The organism is Verminephrobacter eiseniae EF01-2 (assembly GCF_000015565.1).
Classification (GTDB): Bacteria; Pseudomonadota; Gammaproteobacteria; order Burkholderiales; family Burkholderiaceae_C; genus Acidovorax; species Acidovorax eiseniae.
Window position 1 is genome coordinate 2,771,324 of the sequence record NC_008786.1, and the last position, 15,475, is coordinate 2,786,798.

General features: G+C 65.6%; 13 protein-coding genes and 3 pseudogenes. 5 read left to right on the top strand and 11 right to left on the bottom strand.

What is annotated here, in order from left to right; translation table 11 throughout:
• Positions 1 to 65: 65 nt before the first annotated feature.
• On the bottom strand, positions 66 to 500 hold the full coding sequence (locus VEIS_RS11935) for a hypothetical protein (protein ID WP_011810187.1): 435 nt from the start codon (positions 498 to 500) through the stop codon (positions 66 to 68).
• A gap of 334 nt (positions 501 to 834) precedes the next feature.
• Positions 835 to 1,803: a helix-turn-helix domain-containing protein gene (locus VEIS_RS11940; RefSeq protein WP_011810188.1), complete on the bottom strand. Its 969-nt coding sequence runs from the start codon at positions 1,801 to 1,803 to the stop codon at positions 835 to 837.
• 277 nt (positions 1,804 to 2,080) lie between these two features.
• Between VEIS_RS11940 and VEIS_RS11945 the strand changes: the two genes are divergently transcribed.
• The 3 genes from VEIS_RS11945 to VEIS_RS11955 all read left to right on the top strand — a co-directional run bounded on the left by VEIS_RS11945 (position 2,081) and on the right by VEIS_RS11955 (position 8,059).
• Positions 2,081 to 4,255 carry a TonB-dependent receptor gene (locus tag VEIS_RS11945; protein WP_232287907.1) on the top strand — a complete coding sequence of 725 codons (2,175 nt, stop codon included), beginning with the start codon at positions 2,081 to 2,083 and terminating at the stop codon, positions 4,253 to 4,255.
• A gap of 109 nt (positions 4,256 to 4,364) precedes the next feature.
• The gene (locus VEIS_RS11950; RefSeq protein WP_011810190.1) at positions 4,365 to 6,158 is read left to right on the top strand and encodes an ABC transporter ATP-binding protein; all 1,794 of its coding nucleotides are present in this window, start codon (positions 4,365 to 4,367) and stop codon (positions 6,156 to 6,158) included.
• Positions 6,155 to 8,059, top strand: coding sequence for an ABC transporter ATP-binding protein (locus VEIS_RS11955; protein ID WP_011810191.1), 1,905 nt, complete (start codon positions 6,155 to 6,157; stop codon positions 8,057 to 8,059). The genes VEIS_RS11950 and VEIS_RS11955 overlap by 4 nt, the downstream gene beginning before the upstream one ends.
• On the opposite strand, the pseudogene VEIS_RS30525 reads toward VEIS_RS11955, so the two are convergent.
• The 9 genes and pseudogenes from VEIS_RS30525 to VEIS_RS26140 all read right to left on the bottom strand — a co-directional run.
• Positions 8,039 to 8,377, bottom strand: a pseudogene (locus tag VEIS_RS30525) (transposase); the annotation flags it as partial. The gene VEIS_RS11955 and the pseudogene VEIS_RS30525 overlap by 21 nt on opposite strands.
• 14 nt (positions 8,378 to 8,391) lie before the next feature.
• A pseudogene (locus tag VEIS_RS26130) lies at positions 8,392 to 8,949 on the bottom strand (thioesterase II family protein); the annotation flags it as partial.
• A gap of 1 nt (position 8,950) precedes the next feature.
• A complete protein-coding gene (locus VEIS_RS11965) occupies positions 8,951 to 9,724 on the bottom strand; it encodes a 4'-phosphopantetheinyl transferase family protein (RefSeq protein ID WP_011810193.1) in 774 nt (257 codons plus the stop codon).
• Complete coding sequence (locus tag VEIS_RS11970) at positions 9,721 to 10,398, bottom strand: DUF6434 domain-containing protein (RefSeq protein WP_157048488.1); 678 nt, start codon at positions 10,396 to 10,398, stop codon at positions 9,721 to 9,723. The genes VEIS_RS11965 and VEIS_RS11970 overlap by 4 nt, the downstream gene beginning before the upstream one ends.
• 33 nt (positions 10,399 to 10,431) lie before the next feature.
• Positions 10,432 to 10,872, bottom strand: coding sequence for a GyrI-like domain-containing protein (locus VEIS_RS26135; RefSeq protein WP_011810195.1), 441 nt, complete (start codon positions 10,870 to 10,872; stop codon positions 10,432 to 10,434).
• A 114-nt stretch (positions 10,873 to 10,986) separates the two neighbouring features.
• Positions 10,987 to 11,703 carry a DDE-type integrase/transposase/recombinase gene (locus VEIS_RS11980; protein ID WP_011810196.1) on the bottom strand — a complete coding sequence of 239 codons (717 nt, stop codon included), beginning with the start codon at positions 11,701 to 11,703 and terminating at the stop codon, positions 10,987 to 10,989.
• A gap of 108 nt (positions 11,704 to 11,811) precedes the next feature.
• Positions 11,812 to 12,564 carry a PIN domain-containing protein gene (locus tag VEIS_RS11985; protein WP_011810197.1) on the bottom strand — a complete coding sequence of 251 codons (753 nt, stop codon included), beginning with the start codon at positions 12,562 to 12,564 and terminating at the stop codon, positions 11,812 to 11,814.
• 245 nt (positions 12,565 to 12,809) lie between these two features.
• Positions 12,810 to 13,607, bottom strand: coding sequence for an SOS response-associated peptidase (locus tag VEIS_RS11990; protein ID WP_011810198.1), 798 nt, complete (start codon positions 13,605 to 13,607; stop codon positions 12,810 to 12,812).
• Positions 13,608 to 13,630: 23 nt separating this feature from the next.
• A pseudogene (locus VEIS_RS26140) lies at positions 13,631 to 14,032 on the bottom strand (IS481 family transposase); the annotation flags it as partial.
• Positions 14,033 to 14,239: 207 nt separating this feature from the next.
• Here VEIS_RS26140 and VEIS_RS31140 point away from each other — a divergent pair.
• Positions 14,240 to 15,040: a YecA family protein gene (locus VEIS_RS31140; RefSeq protein WP_011810199.1), complete on the top strand. Its 801-nt coding sequence runs from the start codon at positions 14,240 to 14,242 to the stop codon at positions 15,038 to 15,040.
• Between the two features lie 27 nt (positions 15,041 to 15,067).
• Positions 15,068 to 15,463 (top strand): hypothetical protein, encoded by a 396-nt coding sequence (locus VEIS_RS12000; RefSeq protein WP_011810200.1) that lies wholly within the window; start codon positions 15,068 to 15,070, stop codon positions 15,461 to 15,463.
• The last annotated feature ends 12 nt before the right edge of the window (positions 15,464 to 15,475 follow it).

Here is a 15,475-nt window from a genome sequence, read left to right on the forward strand (position 1 = left end):
CCCGGCGCGCGGGCGGCCACAGGGGGATGGGGGTGGTTTCCGGCGCGGCGGGGGGCGCCATGCCGTCAACGCGCCTGTGCCGGGGCTGTCGGGACCGTGCGGGCGGGCGGTTCCGCGATCCAGGCGTGGGCCTGCGCGCGTGCCTCATCCCGTGTGGCGACGATGCGGTAGGGGTATGGGGCCTGGCCGGAGGCGTTCCATGCGTTCGCCTTGCGCGCCGTTTCGCGGCGCAGGGCTTCGTCTTCCACGATGCGCACCGCGCCCAGGCAATAGCGTTGTTGCAGGTCGAAGTTCTCCCGGCTCCAGCGGATGTAGGCCGTCATGAAGCGCGCCGACTGGCGTGGCTGCTGCGCGCCGTCCATCAGCAGGACGTGCGGCTCGGCGCGCGCATAGAGGGCTTCGAGCTGGGCCATCAGCGTGTCGGCCTGTTCGTCGGGCACCCGCTCCGGCATATGTAGGCCGACCAGCGGCCAGTCCCGGACATTGATGAAATCATTCATGCATGTGCCTCCTCGGATAGGGTTGCCGGCTATCGGTGGGACGCGGCAGCGGACGCCGGAATCCGCGCGGACAATGGCTCCGGCAAACCCCGTGCGATCACGAACTGCGTCCGCCGCGCGAGAGGAAAACCGGCCACCCACATAGGGCATGGCGTTTTCCCTATAGATTTGCAAATGATAAGTATTCGCGATTGAGACGCCACCCGAATCGGATTTTTCTCAGCCCGTATCCGTATCTGTCCGCATGGGGGGTGCGTGGCGAGGTGGGTTCGGCTTGCGCGGCGGGAGCGAACCGGCAGGGGTGGGTGGACCACCCGCCGTGGGGAGCGAGGGATCAGCGCCGGCGCTTGAAGGCCGAGGGATTTACGCCGAACTGCTTGTTGAAGGCCGCCGTGAAGTGGCTCGCGTTGGTGTAGCCCAGGTCGGCCGCCACGACGATGACCGGCGTGTCGCCGCTGGACAGGCGCTGGCGCGCCGTGTGCATCCGCTCCTGCTGGAACAGCCCGTAGATGCTGTGGTCGAAAAGTTGCCGGAAGCCGCGCTTGAGTCTCACGACGCTCAGGCCGGTCTCCCGGGCCAGCTCGGCGATCGTGGGCGCCTTGCTCAGATCCGTCAGCAGCAGGTCGCGTGCGCGCAGCAGCTTCTTCTGGCTGGCCGGGCAGATCGGAATCTGCTGCGATGGTGTCTCCTCGCGCCGGGCTTGGACGGACAGTCCGACCAGCACCAGAGCCTGGCCCAGCAGCCAGAGCGGGGGCGTAGCCTTGCACGGGTTGCGGTCGGTGGGCATCTCCCGCAGGGCCCGGCTCAAGGCATGGGCCGTGGCGCGCATTTCGGGGCTGCAGCGCTGCATGTCGCAGCAGGGCGCGTAGTCCGATTCCCGCCCCAGAGGGAGGTCCAGGTCCGGTACCCAGTCGGCAAGCAGATCGGGGCGCACGGAGACGGTCACGTATTCGACGCTGCCCGCGTAGGACGACTGGCTACTGCAGTCCCGGGTGTAGCTGATGCAACTGATGCCTTCTTCCAGCACGCGCTCAATTTCTCGCCCGCACCCCCGTATGGCAAAGCCGGAGCGCCCGCGCAGCGAGCAGGTGAAGTGGACCCGGTCCCAGTCGTCGCGCACGCTCATGGTGACGGGTTGGGGGAAGTGCCCCCGCCACAGAAACACATCGACACCCTCCTGCGGCGCCAACTGGATCAGCTCGTAGTCGGCGGCGGGCTCGAGGTCGGGCACCTCCCGCTTGGCGAGCAGGGAGGAGATGGCGACTTCGGATGCGTCGGACGGTGGGGCAGTGGAGGTTTTCATGCGGCCTGATTCATGCAGGGATACCGATTGGGGTGGAGTACGAACCGATTCGGGTAGAAAAATAAATAAGAATCATTAGCATCGAATCTTACAATTTTTGCGATGCCCGCCGTGTCGGTCCGGTTCATCGGCGAGGCGGAGGGCGCGCAGTCCTCGATCGGGAATCTCCGGACTCCTTGCGCGCCTGGCCGCAGATCGGCCCGACACCGCCGCCACATGCGTTACCGCGGCGCGGGCACCCGCAGTTTCTTTTTCATCCATTCCAGGAGTCCATTCCGTGCAGCCACCGTTCATCGCGAAGAAGCCGCAAGGCCGTCGAGACCGTCCCCAGAGGCTCAATCCCCTGTCGCTGGCGCTGCTGGCTGCCCTGGCCTGCGTGCCCGGCGTGTCCGGTGCGCAGGATGCCCGTCCGGACCCTCCGTCCGCCGGCGCGACTGCTGCCCCGGCTGGCGGGGATGCGCCCGAACTCGCAGGTGTCACAGTGACGGCCCGCCGCGCGGAGGAACGCGCCAAGGATGTCCCCTTGGGCATCGGCGTGATCGATGGCGAAGAGATCGAGGCGCGCCGCCAGCCCACGTTGGAGGAGGCGCTGCGCGGCACGCCGGGTGTGAACGTCTGGAGCGATGGCTCGCCCCACAGCGCGAATGTCCTCATCCGCGGCACCGGTTCGATCAATCCGGTGAGCACGGACGATGGCGCGGTGGCGCTGTCGGTCGATGGCGTGCCGATGTCCGTGCGCAACATGTCGCTCGGCACGCTCGATGTCGAGCGAGTCGAGATCCTCAAGGGCCCGCAGGGAACGCTGTTCGGCAGCAATAGCCGGGCGGGCGCGATCAACGTCATCACCAACCAGCCCACCCGCAACCTGGAGGGCTATGTCCGGGGCGAGATCGGCCAGGACGGCCAGCACCTGGAGGAGGCGGTCATCAGCGGCCCGCTGTCGCAATCGCTCAGCGGCCGCTTGGCGATCCGCAACAGCGGCTCGGACCATTGGGTCGACAACGCGCGCACAAGCGAGCCGCTGTCCAAGCCCCGCAGCCTGATGTTCCGCGGCAGCCTGCTGTGGGACGGCGGCCCGGGCACCAACGCGTTGTTCGTGGCCGAGCGCGAGGAAACCAAGCGCAGCCCGGGCCTCGTCGTGCTGCGGCCCTATGGCGACCCGCCGTCCATGGACGTGACGCCGGGCCTGTTCGACCACAACGCGAAGTTGGTGGAGCGCTATTCCGTCACCATCAACCACGACCTGCCCGTGGGGCGGCTCACATCGGTGACGGGCTATACGAAGTTCGACACCGACTTCGTGGGCGGCTACGACGCGCGTGCCATGCAGGCCATGTTCGGCATGCCGGCGGAGAACATGCAGCGCAGCATGATGGGCGGCCACACCACCAGCCAGGACCTGCGCTGGTCGTCCCGGCCGGGCGCGTCTGTGTTCTGGGTGGCGGGCGTGAACCTCTCGCGCGCCGAGCGCAGCTTCGAGCAGCTCTACCTCAGCAGGAACTTCGGAATCGACCGCCGCTACGAGACGGACAGCCAGGCGCTCTACGGCGAGGTAACCTGGCCGCTCACGAATGTGCTCAAACTGACCGGCGGCATGCGCCACACCTGGGACCGCAAGTCCTACGACGCCACCTATGGCGGAACAGTGCCCGACGCCCGCAAGCTGCGCGACGACTACTCCACCGGGCGGGTGGCGCTTTCCTACGCGCTCACGCCTACGACCAACCTCTATGGCGCGTGGTCGCGGGGCTACGAGTCGGGCGGCATCGGCGACCATCCGACGCAGGTGGCCGACAGCGTGCCGTACAAGGCGGCATCGACCAACGCGGTCGAGGTGGGCTTCAAGATGGAGTCCGCCAGCCGCCGCTTCGCGCTGAACGGGGCCCTGTTCGCCACGCGGGTCAAGGACGACCACCTGCTGGGATTCGATGCGGCGACGCTGGCCACCTCCACGGTGAACGCGGACACGCAGAGCCGGGGGGCCGAGCTGCAGGGGGTGTGGAGGCTGGGCAACGGGTTCTCGCTGTCGGGCGGCGTGAGCGTCATCGACGCTGAGATCACCAGCAATGTGTCGGGCGTGTCCGGCGGCGCCATCCGCAAGGGCAACCGATCGCCCGACGTGCCCAAGTGGAGCGGCAGCCTCGGAGTGGCCTACACCCAGCGCCTGTCGGCCTTTATGGGGCTGCCCACCCCGGTGTTGAACGCCCGGCTCGACTACCAGTACGTTGGCACCCGTGCGGCCGACCCGCAGAACCACTTCGACCTGAAGAAGTACCAGAAGGTGGATTTGCGGATCGGTGTGGTCTCCGGCGGCACCGAGGTCTATGTGTTCGGCAGCAACCTGCTTGACGAGCGGTATGACCTCTACGGATTCGCGCCCACCGCGACGGCCTATGTGGGTGCGCCCGCGCGCGGGCGCACGCTGGGCGTCGGCTTCCGGTACGACTTCTAGGATGGCCGGCGGAGAAAGCGGAGAAAGCGTCGAAGGCGGGAACCCCGGGCCGCAGTCCCCGGCCCCGCGTGAGCGGGCGGGCCGTGCCGGGTTGCGGGCCTGGCGCATCATGCAGCCGGTGCGCGGCCAGATCTGGCGTGCGATGGGCCTCGCGGCCATGGCGGCGCTGCTGAACCTGGGAGCCCTGCTGGCGTTGGCGCATGCGGCACGCCAGCTGGCCGGGGCGTCCGGCCAGTGGCCCGTGGCGCCGCTGGCGGCGGCCGCTGCGTGCGTGGCGGGCAGCTATCTGATGCGGCTGGCCGGGTTCAACCAGTCCCACCATGCAGCCTTCCGCCTGGAGGCGGTGCTGCGCCAGCAGTTGGCACGGCACCTCACGCGCGTGCCGCTGGGCGAGATCCAGCGCTGGGGCGCGGGCGCGCTCTCGAAGGTCCTGCAGGACGACGTCAAGGCCCTGCATGTGTTCGTGGCCGACAGCACGCCGCTCTATGCCCGGGCCTTCGTGATGCCCGTGTGCGCGGGCTTCGCGCTGCTCTGGCTCGATGCGCGGCTGGCCCTGGCGGCGGTAGCCCTGCTGGCCGCAGGCTTCGGCGTGCTGACGCTGGCGATGCGGGGCGCGGCCGACATGGGCCGGCGGTACGACGAGGCCCGCGAGCGGGTGAGCGCCGCCGTGATCGAGTTCGTGCAGGCGATGCCCGTGGTACGCAGCTTCGACACCGGCCAATCGACTTTCGGCCGCTACCGGCAGGCGCTGGACGGGTACCTCGAGGTGCTCACCCTCTGGTACCGGCAGGCGGGCTTCTCGGCCCGCTTTTCCTTCGCCGTGCTGAACCCTCTGCCCACTCTGCTCGTGCTCCTTTGGCTTGGTGGATGGCTGGTGGTGGGCGGCGGGCTCGACTTCGGGACCTGGGTGGCCGTGCTGCTGCTTGGCGCCGGGATGGCCGAGGCGATGATGCCGATGATGGTGCTCCGCCAACTGGTCGAGAAGGCCCGGCTGAGCGCCGACCGCATCCAGGAGGTGCTGGCGCTGCCGGTGCAGCCGGTGTCGCAGGATGCCGCGCGCAGCAGCGTGCCGGCGGACGCCGGGGTGGTTTTCGAGAACGTCAGCTTCGGCTATGGCGACGCGGGCGGTGCGGGGGCACGGGGGCTGGCACTGCGCGGCGTGAGCTTTCACGCCGAGCCGGGCACCGTCACTGCGCTGGTCGGCCCCTCGGGCGCGGGCAAGACCACCGTCGCACGGCTGATTCCGCGCTTCTGGGACGTGCTGGACGGCCGCGTGGCGGTCGGCGGCGTCGACGTGCGCGACCTGGCCCCGGAGGTGCTCATGGCCCAGGTCGGGTTCGTGTTTCAGGACACATTCCTTTTTTCTGACACGGTGGCCGACAACATCCGCCTGGGCTTGCCGGACGCGGGCATGGAGGACGTGATCGCCGCCGCCATCGCCGCCCAGGCGCACGGGTTCATCGAGGCGCTGCCCCAGGGGTACGGCACGCCCGTGGGCGAGCGGGGCGCCTTTCTTTCGGGCGGGCAGCGGCAGCGCATCGCCGTCGCCCGCGCGATCCTGCAGAACCGGCCCATCCTGGTGCTCGACGAGCCGACCGCCTTCGCGGACCCGGAGAACGAGCTGGCGCTGCTGACGGCCCTGTGCGCGCTGATGCGCGGAAAAACGGTAATCATCGTGGCGCACCGCCTCGCCACCGTGCGCGACGCGGACCGGATCCTGGTCTTCGAGCGGGGACAACTGGTCGAATCCGGGCGCCACGAAGCGCTGGCCGCCGCCGGGGGCGTCTATGCGCGGCTGTGGGCCCATCACGAGCAGGCGCAGCGCTGGGCCCTGCGCTGCGCGGGCGCGGAGGCGCGGTGCGCAGAGCCCCTTCCGGAAGCGCCGCCGGGGGTGTTGCCATGAGCGCGGTACCGATGGCGACCTCTTCGCGGCTCTCTGCGGCGCTGGCTTGCACCCGCGCGGCCTGGGCTCGGCTGCTGGGGGCCGTAGGGCCGCACGCCCCAGCCCTGCGACGCTGCCTTGCGGGGCTGGCCGCTGCCGCTGCCCTGCAGGGGCTGGCCCTTGCCTGCGTCTTGCCGCTGTTCACGGCGCTTTTCCCCTCGCCCGACGCGGGCGCGGCGCTAGTGTCGCGTCACCGATCAGATGTCGTAGGCTGCGCGCAGCCATCGGAGCGCAGCGCAAGGCGCAGCGCGCAGCCAATACCGAGCGTATTGGCAAGCGATGCAACGCCGCGATGCGCTTCGATGGCCAGCGCAGACCGACAGATGACCGGTGACGCGACACTAGGTTGGCTTGTCGCCATGACGGCACTGGCCGGTCTGGCCACGGCCCTGCGATGGCACGCGCAGGGCTTCGAATACGGCGGCCAGTTGGCCCGGGCCACGCACGATCTGCGCCTGCGGCTGGGCGAGCAATTGCGCCGCATGCCGCTGGAGCGGCTGCGCGAGAAACGGTCCGGGGAGATGAACGCGCTGCTGCTGGGCAATGTGGACGAGCACCTGAATTACACCGTGGCCATCGCCAACCTCATTCTGCTGGCCACCGCCGCGCCGCTGGCGCTCGCGCTGGCCGTGATGGTGTTCGACGCGCGGCTGGGCGCACTGCTGCTGGCGGTTTTCCCCGCGCTCTGGCTGCTCCACCGCTGGCGCCGCCCGGCCCTGGCGCGCGGCATGCGCGAGCTGAACGAGGCGCATCGGCGCTGCCATGCCGACATCGTCGAATACACGCAGGGGCAGACTGCGCTGCGCGCGGCCTGCCAGGAGGGGGGGCGCGCGGCGACGCTGTACGCGGGCTTCGAGCGCCTGCGGGAGATCCAGGCGGCCGCCCACCGTCAGGGCGCCAGGCCATCCGTCGTGACCGCCAGCATCGTCGAGCTGGGCCTGCTGGGGATCGTCGCCGCGGCGACCGGCTGGGTGGTGTCGGGCACGCTCCATCCCGCAGCGGTGGCGGCGCTCATGGTCATCACCGTGCGCCTGTCCGAGCCGATGGCGACACTGGTCGGCTACACCACGGTGCTGGAGATGATGGACGCCGCGCTGGAGCGGATCGAGGCGCTGCTGGCCATTCCCCCGCTGCCTTTGCACACGCCGCAGGCCGTGCCCGGGCACTTCGATGTCCGCTTCGAGGGCGTCGGCTTCCGGTACGCCGGTGCGCAGGAAAGTGCCCTCGCGGACTTTACGGCGACGCTGCCGGCGCGGGCCATGACGGCGCTGGTGGGCTCGTCCGGCTCCGGCAAGACCACCGTGGCCCGGCTGCTCCTGCGCCATGCCGACCCGCAGGCAGGGCACATCGCGATCGGCGGCATCGATATCCGCCACATGGCTCCAGAGGTGCTGAACAGCCTGGTGTCGGTGGTGTTCCAGGACGTGCATCTGTTCGACGACACGGTGCTGGCCAACATCCGCATGGCGCGCCCTGACGCGGACGACGATGCGGTCCGCGCCGCCGCCCGCGCCGCGCAGTGCCTGGACTTCATCGAGCGCCTGCCGCAGGGCTGGAACACCCGGCTGGGCGAGATCGGGGACCTGCTCTCCGGGGGCGAGCGCCAGCGGATCTCGATCGCGCGAGCGCTGCTCAAGAATGCGCCCATCGTGGTCCTGGACGAGCCTACTGCCGCGCTGGACACCGAGAGCGAGCTGGCCGTGCAGCGGGCCATTGACACCCTGGTGCTCGACAAGACCGTGATCGTGATCGCGCACCGCCTGTCCACCATCGCCGGCGCCGACCGCATTCTGGTGGTGGAGGGCGGCCGACTGGTGGAGCAGGGGCGGCACGACGAGTTGCTAGCGTACCGTAATGATTGAATCAGTAGTAATTCTCCGAGTTGGGTCGAAGTACTTCCACTGCACGGACTTGGGTTGCTCGTCGTACTTGCGGATGTAGCGCATGGGCTTTCTCTTGAGATCGGGTACCGAGGTGAATACGCCGCGAGCGATCACGTCGCGCTCGATCTTGGCCAACTACAGTTCAACCTGGTTGAGCCATGACGAGTAGGTCGGCGTGAAGTGCATACGCAGGTTCGGATGCTCACTGAGGAACGCGTCAACCAGCTTGGTCTTGTGTGCCGAGAGGTTGTCGACGATGACGTGAATTTCCTTGCCGCGCGGCTGATGGGCCACGATTCCAGGAACGGGCCGTCTTGCAGCAACACCGGATCCGTGCCGCCCAGCCGCGTGAGCTCACGAACGATCTTTTCGCGCGAGAACGCCGCACGGCTGACGGTGGGGCAAACGGTGCGCGGCGCGCCCCGGCCTGCCAGCACCAGGGCCACCGGCATGCGGCGGCCTTGCCGCTGTCGGCGCAGCGCGAGCTCGAACGCCAGGATCGCGCCCATGCTGAAGCCGAACAGCACATAGGGCCGGTCGGTCAGCTCGCGCAGGCCTTCGTCCATCGCATCGAGCAGCGAAGGCAACTCGGTGAATGGCGCTTCGGACAGACGCCGGCCGCGGCCCGGCAATTGCACTGCGGTGAATTCGAGCCAGTTGAGTGACTGGAACTCTTTCAGCCAGGGCTGGAAGAAGCTCGCGTTGCCGCCCGCGTGATGGAAGGCGATCAGCCGCAGGCGGGCATCGTGCGCTCCCGTCTGGAGCCCGACCCACGGCGAGCGCACGGGCCACGCGCTCACCCTCGGGGCCGGCGCCGGGCTTGTCGCCGACGTGGGTGCCGGTCTTGTCAATGCGTCCAGGTACGACATCTCAGATCCTCCATCCTTGCCATGACCACTGCCGAACGGTGGGCGACGGCCGCGCGCCGTTGCCTCGGGGATCTGCCCAGGCCAACGCCGCAGACCAACCGACGCCGGCCAAGTCCAGCGACCAAAGTTGCAGCCCTTGCATCGCCGAAGGGCCGTCCAGCAGCCGCGGGCGGAACTGCGGGCGAAACTCGACGCAGAACGCGTCGAGCGGAAACCTCAGACCCACGCCGGTGGCCTTCAGGCACGCTTCCTTCAGCGTCCACCAGCGGTGGAAGCCAGGCACGCGCTGCTCATCGGCCAGGCTCCAGAATGCCGCTTTCTCGCTGACGCTGAAGTAGTGCGCGACCATCGCCATCAGGTGCGCAGGCTCGGACCAACGCTCGATGTCGACGCCGACCTCGTGCCGCCACGACACCGCTACGAGCGCCATGCCAGCCGAGTGGCTCAAGTTGAAGCGCAGCGGGCTCGGCACGTCGGCCAGGCAGGGCTTGCCGTTGGCATCAGTGCGCAGCTCGATCGCATCCGGCGAGCGCCCGAGCGAGCAGCCCAGGATCCCACGCAGCGCCGCATGCGCCGCCAGATAGCGCCGGCGCAGCAGCGGGAAAGCGAACCGCTCCGCCCGCGCGCGTTCGTCGGCATCCAGCACTTGCGCGCAATCGTCGGCGTGGGCGTGCGGGTCATCCAGATTGATCTGCCACACGTGCAGGCCGTCTTCGGGATGCGAGCAGGCCACGCGGTTGGCCGCCTCCCGACGTTGGTAAGCAAAATCGATCATGTTGGAGGCTTAAACGGTTTGAGCGTCTCGGCCCAGTTGTCTTCGACCTCGCGCAGGGCGATACTGCTGGCATAGTCGCGCGGACCGCGCGACTGGCGCAGCTCGTTCCAAGCGGCTGCCGCGTCCTTCAGGGTCTTGCCGTGGTTGCGCTCCTTGTCGCGCATATAGTCTCTAACGAAGCGGTTGTACTCCCAGGTGTGCATCAAAGTAGGCTTGTAGTTCTTGTCTTTTCGCCGTTCGTACTCGGCAATCCATTCGGTCGCTAAGTCGCCATAGGTTAGTTGTCGGTGCGTGTTGGCACGGCGAAATCTCTGCAGGTGCGCGGTGAAGTGAAAGTGCGGGCCGATGACTGACTCGAAGAAGGCTCGGGTGTTGGCATCGCACTTGTAGTCGGGACCGATCCGTGTTTCGAACGTGATCGTGTGATCGCCGGTAGCTGCACGAGTCGCTTTGGCACGAGCAGACTCCCGTGGCGCCATGACCAGCCTGCCGCAGAGGTGATCGCGAACCCTCTCTAACACTTCGTGCTTGTGCCCCTGGGTCGACAGACCCAACTCGCGGCAATAAGTCACCAACTCCTGCATGTACCAGTAGTACGCGTCGAGCGCCTCCGGTGCCATGCCAGGTTCCAGCGACGGACGATCGGGATGTACCTTCAGCATGGTGGTTTTCATCTTCGATGACTTGCGCAACAGCCTCACTCCCAGTCACTTCACAGACACATACACGTCGGCGCCCTGTGGGCTAATCAGCTCGAAGTCGCAAGCGTAGCGACGATTCAAATCAGTACGACCCCAAACGTGTTTCCAAATATCACGGATACCATTTGGGTCGGCAGTGTGAAACTTGGCATAACGCCCTTTTTCAATATGGTGCATCACCAACTCCTCGTTCATTGGAGGAACATACGGATGAAGCATTACTGCACCCAGGACAATTGTGTAGGGGCCGTTGGCATCGCTTTCATAATCAAGATATGCCTCGCAGATTTCAGAATCAACTTCAAGCCCAAGCTTGCGTTTGATATCTCGTTTAAAAAATTCTTTCCATAGAAGTTCAATTTTCTTGAAACCAGCATCACTGTTGTCCACTCTAGAAGAGATACCGACAATTGTCATGCCGTCATAATCAACAATTTCATATTCCATTGAAGCCTCAAAATTCAGTTGATTCGATAAGTACCTGGGTAAAATTTCTCGGGCAAGGTAGGCCTTTGCCGCCAGTCAGCATCAATGGATGGAGTACTCATAGGGCTTCCTTGGCTAAGTGTCGCATCCCGGACGATCATATGGCCTGTTGTGAAACAGATGCGGGTGCTGCTGATGCCACTCCTTCATGGCCTGCATAGGCGTCTTGCTGCCCAGCGCTGACTGCGGCAGTTGGTGATTGTACAAGGCCACATAGCGCAGCAAGGTCTGCTCCATGTCCTCGCGGCTGTCGAACCTGTGGGTCTTGAGCACATCGGTTATGCGACCATTGAACCTCTCGACCATGCCGTTGGTTCTCGGCGTCCTGGGCTTGGTCAGCCGATGCTCTATGTCCAGCGCCTGGCACAACTGGTCGAACTCATGGTTGCCACTGACCTGGCGCTCGCCGTTGGCAAACAGTCGGTCGGTGAACTCCTTGCCGTTGTCGGTCAGCAACTTGTTGATCCTGATCGGGCAAGCCTTGTGCAATGTCTTCAGGAAGGCCTGTGCACTGGCGGCCGTCTTGTTGGCCTTGAGCTGCACGAACACCCATCGCGTGGCCCGGTCGATGGCGACGAACAGGTAGCGCCGGCGGCTCTCGTCGCGCATCTGGGGCAGGTATTTCACATCCATGTGCACGTAGCCCGGCTCGTAGCTCTTAAAGGACTTGTAGACCGTCTGTTCAGTGATGCCATAGCGCTGGGCCAAGACACTGGCGGTCTGGCTACTGGCGGCTATCTCGGCACGCACGGCCGGCGTGGTGCGGGCGTTCTTGTGCAGGGCCATCGACATGGTTTGACACTCCCCGGGGTGGATTGCAAGGACTCTATCAGCTCCTGCAGGACTGCTCTGGTCATGAACAGCGGATAGCGTTTGGAGTCTATGCAATCGTCCGGGATGCTACACATAGGTCACCTTGTCGCCATCAATCGCAACGATGCTGCGCTTCTGTAAGTACGACACGGCTTCCGTGAGCGCTTCTTGAGACGCGTCCTTTCCGAGCATGGACGAGAGATGCCGGAGGAATGAGGTTTTCTTCTGTGGTCGCTCCGCTCCCATCTTGCTGAATGCCTTGACGACGCGTCGCAGCGCTGCTGGGGTGTCGAGGTCGTTCGAGGCGTTCGACTTTTTCGGTGCTACGACTATCGCGACCGCAAGCTTCTTTTTAGTCGGCACCTTCTTTTTCGTGGCAGACTTTTTCGCCACTGGCGTCGCCTTTTTTGCCGCCTTCTTCTTGGCGACTGCCTTCTTTGCTGGAGTGCCCTTGTCTGGAGCAGCCTTTTTAGGCGTGGTCTTGTCCGCTGCGTTGTAGCCTTCGCGGCGTACTTCAAAACCGAGCGACACGGCGTGCTCGATCATGGGTTCGTAGCCTTTGTCGTTGGCGACCACAACAAGCCGTGCGTCGGGGTGCTTGGCAGCAACGTAGCCAAGGTAGAACGAGAGGTGGAAGTCGAGCGCATTGTTGCCCGTGCGCGTGATGGGCACCAAGGTCGCGCGCTCACCGATCAGGGTCTTGAAGGTCTTACTTAGCTTCTCCTGGTGCGGCCCATGGAAGATCCAGGCATTCGCGAAGCCCGGGGCCAAGTTTTCCAAAAGTGCTGCCGGCGGCTGCACATTTTCGAGGTCAACCAACACATGGACTAGGCTCGTCATAGCGCGCTCTTTCGTGATTTCAGCTGCTCTGGCACGGCCGGTTGGCCTCTCTATGCCAACTGTAGAGGATCAGTTCCTGGCGCTTCGACCGGTTTGCGCTCCCTCCCACCGCGTAGTTGATGGTCAGGCTCGACGACACCTCTATCAAATGGTGACCAACCGACGAGCGTCTTCCCGCTGCGTAAGACGCGGCCGGCCCCGTGGAGGTAAAGTGCAAGTCCGCGAAACTCCTCGTACTCAACACTTTAAAAAAGCTCACCGTTCAACGATGCGGGCGGAGCCGGTGGTTTGGGTTTCTTCACTGGGGTGGTCTTTGCTTTCGCGGGCGCCTTCGGCTGCGTCTCAGCTGAAGTGTTGGCCTTTGTTCTCAAGGGAAGCGGCGCAGGAACGCCTTCACGTTCGCCTGCCCACGGCTTGCAATACTTCTCCCGCGCCTCGCTTACTGGGCAACTCAGCCAGCCATCGAAATCGCTCGGCTCGAGGATCACAACCATCCGCTTTTCGTGTCCGGGCGCATGGAAGCGCTTCATGAAAGGATGGTCGTCGGCATTCACCGTGAGCATCGACATCCCGAAGACCTCTTTGCCTTCGGGATTTTTCCAGGACGTGTAGATGCCGGCGATGCCCATCGGCAGGCCGCTGGCTTTTGCAATTCGCCAGCGAACGGATTTGCCGCTTTCGTAGTTCGGTTCGTAGATCGCCTCAGCCGGAATGATGCAGCGTTGTCCCGCAGCCCACGCGGGACGGAAAGTGCCTTTCTCGGCGACAGTCTCGGAGCGCGCGTTGTAGGTCCTGCGCGCCCATTCAAGCTTGGCGACGAAGTCCGGCACAAACCGGAAGATGCCCGTGGCGAGCAGACGGTTTGCTGCGCTGCCGGCCGTGAGGTCTCCCTCGCCATCAGGTTCGTCGGAAACTGCTCGCCGGATGAAGGGAGCCAACCCCATCGGGAATACGTCCTCCTCCGGCTGCGCCGTGCCGCCCACCACCCCGAAATACTGAAGCAGCCGGTGGGTTGCAGTGACGGGCACGTAGTTGGCGCACATGAGATCAAGCTTATCGTGGGCTGTGGGTGACGGGTTCTCGTTTTTGCGTGCCGTCGCTTAGGCTCCTGGGGCTTGAGGGCATCGAGGTTGCCCACACCGTGGCGGCGCAGGCACCGGTCCAGCCCCGAGCGTGACACATCAGGGCAGAGGAACTCCCGCGTAACGGCCAGCAGGTCATCCAGGGGCAGCAGCAAGGTGCGCCGCAGGTGGACCACCACGGTCTCTTGTGCAGGCGTGAGCACGGTCTGCAGGCGATGGGCTGTGTGACAGCGGTCCCCAAAGACCTCGCGTTTCTTCCACTTGTAGACCGTCTGTTCGGTGATGCCATAGCGCTGGGCCAAGACACTGGCGGTCTGGCTACTGGCGGCTATCTCGGCACGCACGGCCGGCGTGGTGCGGGCGTTCTTGTGCAGGGCCATCGACATGGCTTGACACTCCCCGGGGATGAGCGGTGGCGACAGCCTGCGCCGAGCAGCGCACAGCCCGGTGACAAGAGCGGCTGGCATCCTTGCTTTTTTGGGGCAGGAGTGACCAAGGAGAATGGGTTCATCCGCTGCCGTTGTCGGCGACACCGGCGGGCACCTGGCGCCAGCGAGCGACAATCGCCGGATTTGACACGGGAGCAACCGCCAATGACAGCAAAAGTCGGACGAAACGATCCCTGCCCGTGCGGCAGCGGCAAGAAGCACAAGCACTGTTGCCTGCAGCAGCAGGCGCTTGCTGCCGAGCCGACGGGGCATGACGGTGCCGCCAAACGTGTGGTCGATTGGCTGTTCGAGCGCCATCGCAAGGCCACGCGGGTCGCTTTGACCGGATTGCTCGGGAGCCTGCTCGACGATGGGCAACGAGACAAACTCGGCGCGCAGATGGACGAAGAGTTCTGGGTCGGCATGCAGGTCAACCTGATGGATTGGCTTATCGCCGAAGGGGAACTGCAGATCAAGGGCGTGCGCCAGCGGGTGTCCGAGTACCTGCTCGGCCCCGGCGGGCCACTGCTGACGGCGACTCAGCGCTATTGGTTGCAGCAACTGGCGCAGAGCCCTTTGCGCCTCTACGATGTGACCGACGTCATGCCGGGCGTGCAGATGACGCTCCGCGATGTGCTGGACGCCGATGCCGCGCCTATCGTGGTTCAGGAGCGCTCCGGCATGCAGATCTTGGCTTCGGGCATGCAACTCGGTTGCCGCGTCTTGCGGATACGTGAGCATTTCGAGTGCTCCGGCTCGGTGTGCCTGTTCTCGACGCCGGCAGACTCATCGGTTATCGCGCAACTGCGCGCTGCCGCCCAGGAGGGGCAGGGGCAGCGAGGGGAACTCGCGACGCGTTCGGGCATGATCATCATGTCGGCATGGGTGCGGCAGTACGTGGATTTGCCGCCCACGCCCAGTGACGCGCACGCCGGGGATACCCCGCTGCTGAGCACCGATCATTAGGCGCCACGCCTCGATGCGGGGGCAGCGATGCAACTGGACATCTTCGAGCACAGCCGCGACGCGATGCTGCGCAACGATGCCATGCAAGCGCTTGAGCGGTGCGACGCCACGGCTGCGCGCATGGTCTGCGAACGGCTGGCACGAGAGTACCCGCTCGACATGTCGCGGCCGGCGTTGCAGGAGAGCATCCAGCCGGTGGTGCATCGCACCTTCGGCGACAAGGGTGCGGCCGCTTGGCTCGGATGGTTGTGGCAAGACTTTGCACAGCGCGCAGAGCGGCTGACATTCGACGCGGAGTACGCCGACGATCATACGGGCGCCGCTGGCCTGGATGGTCGAGGCCCGTTTGCACTTGGTCGGTGTGCAGGCGACCTGGCCGATGCTGGCGGAACTGGCGTGCTTATCGCCTCGGCGCCTGGATGATCTGGCGCGGCG

Bases quoted from the DNA above. Each gene is read 5' to 3' on its own strand.
- VEIS_RS11935 (WP_011810187.1), bottom strand. From the start codon at position 500: ATGAATGATTTCATCAATGTCCGGGACTGGCCGCTGGTCGGCCTACAT.
- VEIS_RS11940 (WP_011810188.1), bottom strand. From the start codon at position 1,803: ATGAAAACCTCCACTGCCCCACCGTCCGACGCATCCGAAGTCGCCATC.
- VEIS_RS11950 (WP_011810190.1), top strand. From the start codon at position 4,365: ATGCAGCCGGTGCGCGGCCAGATCTGGCGTGCGATGGGCCTCGCGGCC.
- VEIS_RS11955 (WP_011810191.1), top strand. From the start codon at position 6,155: ATGAGCGCGGTACCGATGGCGACCTCTTCGCGGCTCTCTGCGGCGCTG.
- VEIS_RS11965 (WP_011810193.1), bottom strand. From the start codon at position 9,724: ATGATCGATTTTGCTTACCAACGTCGGGAGGCGGCCAACCGCGTGGCC.
- VEIS_RS11970 (WP_157048488.1), bottom strand. From the start codon at position 10,398: ATGAAAACCACCATGCTGAAGGTACATCCCGATCGTCCGTCGCTGGAA.
- VEIS_RS26135 (WP_011810195.1), bottom strand. From the start codon at position 10,872: ATGGAATATGAAATTGTTGATTATGACGGCATGACAATTGTCGGTATC.
- VEIS_RS11980 (WP_011810196.1), bottom strand. From the start codon at position 11,703: ATGTCGATGGCCCTGCACAAGAACGCCCGCACCACGCCGGCCGTGCGT.
- VEIS_RS11985 (WP_011810197.1), bottom strand. From the start codon at position 12,564: ATGACGAGCCTAGTCCATGTGTTGGTTGACCTCGAAAATGTGCAGCCG.
- VEIS_RS11990 (WP_011810198.1), bottom strand. From the start codon at position 13,607: ATGTGCGCCAACTACGTGCCCGTCACTGCAACCCACCGGCTGCTTCAG.
- VEIS_RS31140 (WP_011810199.1), top strand. From the start codon at position 14,240: ATGACAGCAAAAGTCGGACGAAACGATCCCTGCCCGTGCGGCAGCGGC.
- VEIS_RS12000 (WP_011810200.1), top strand. From the start codon at position 15,068: ATGCAACTGGACATCTTCGAGCACAGCCGCGACGCGATGCTGCGCAAC.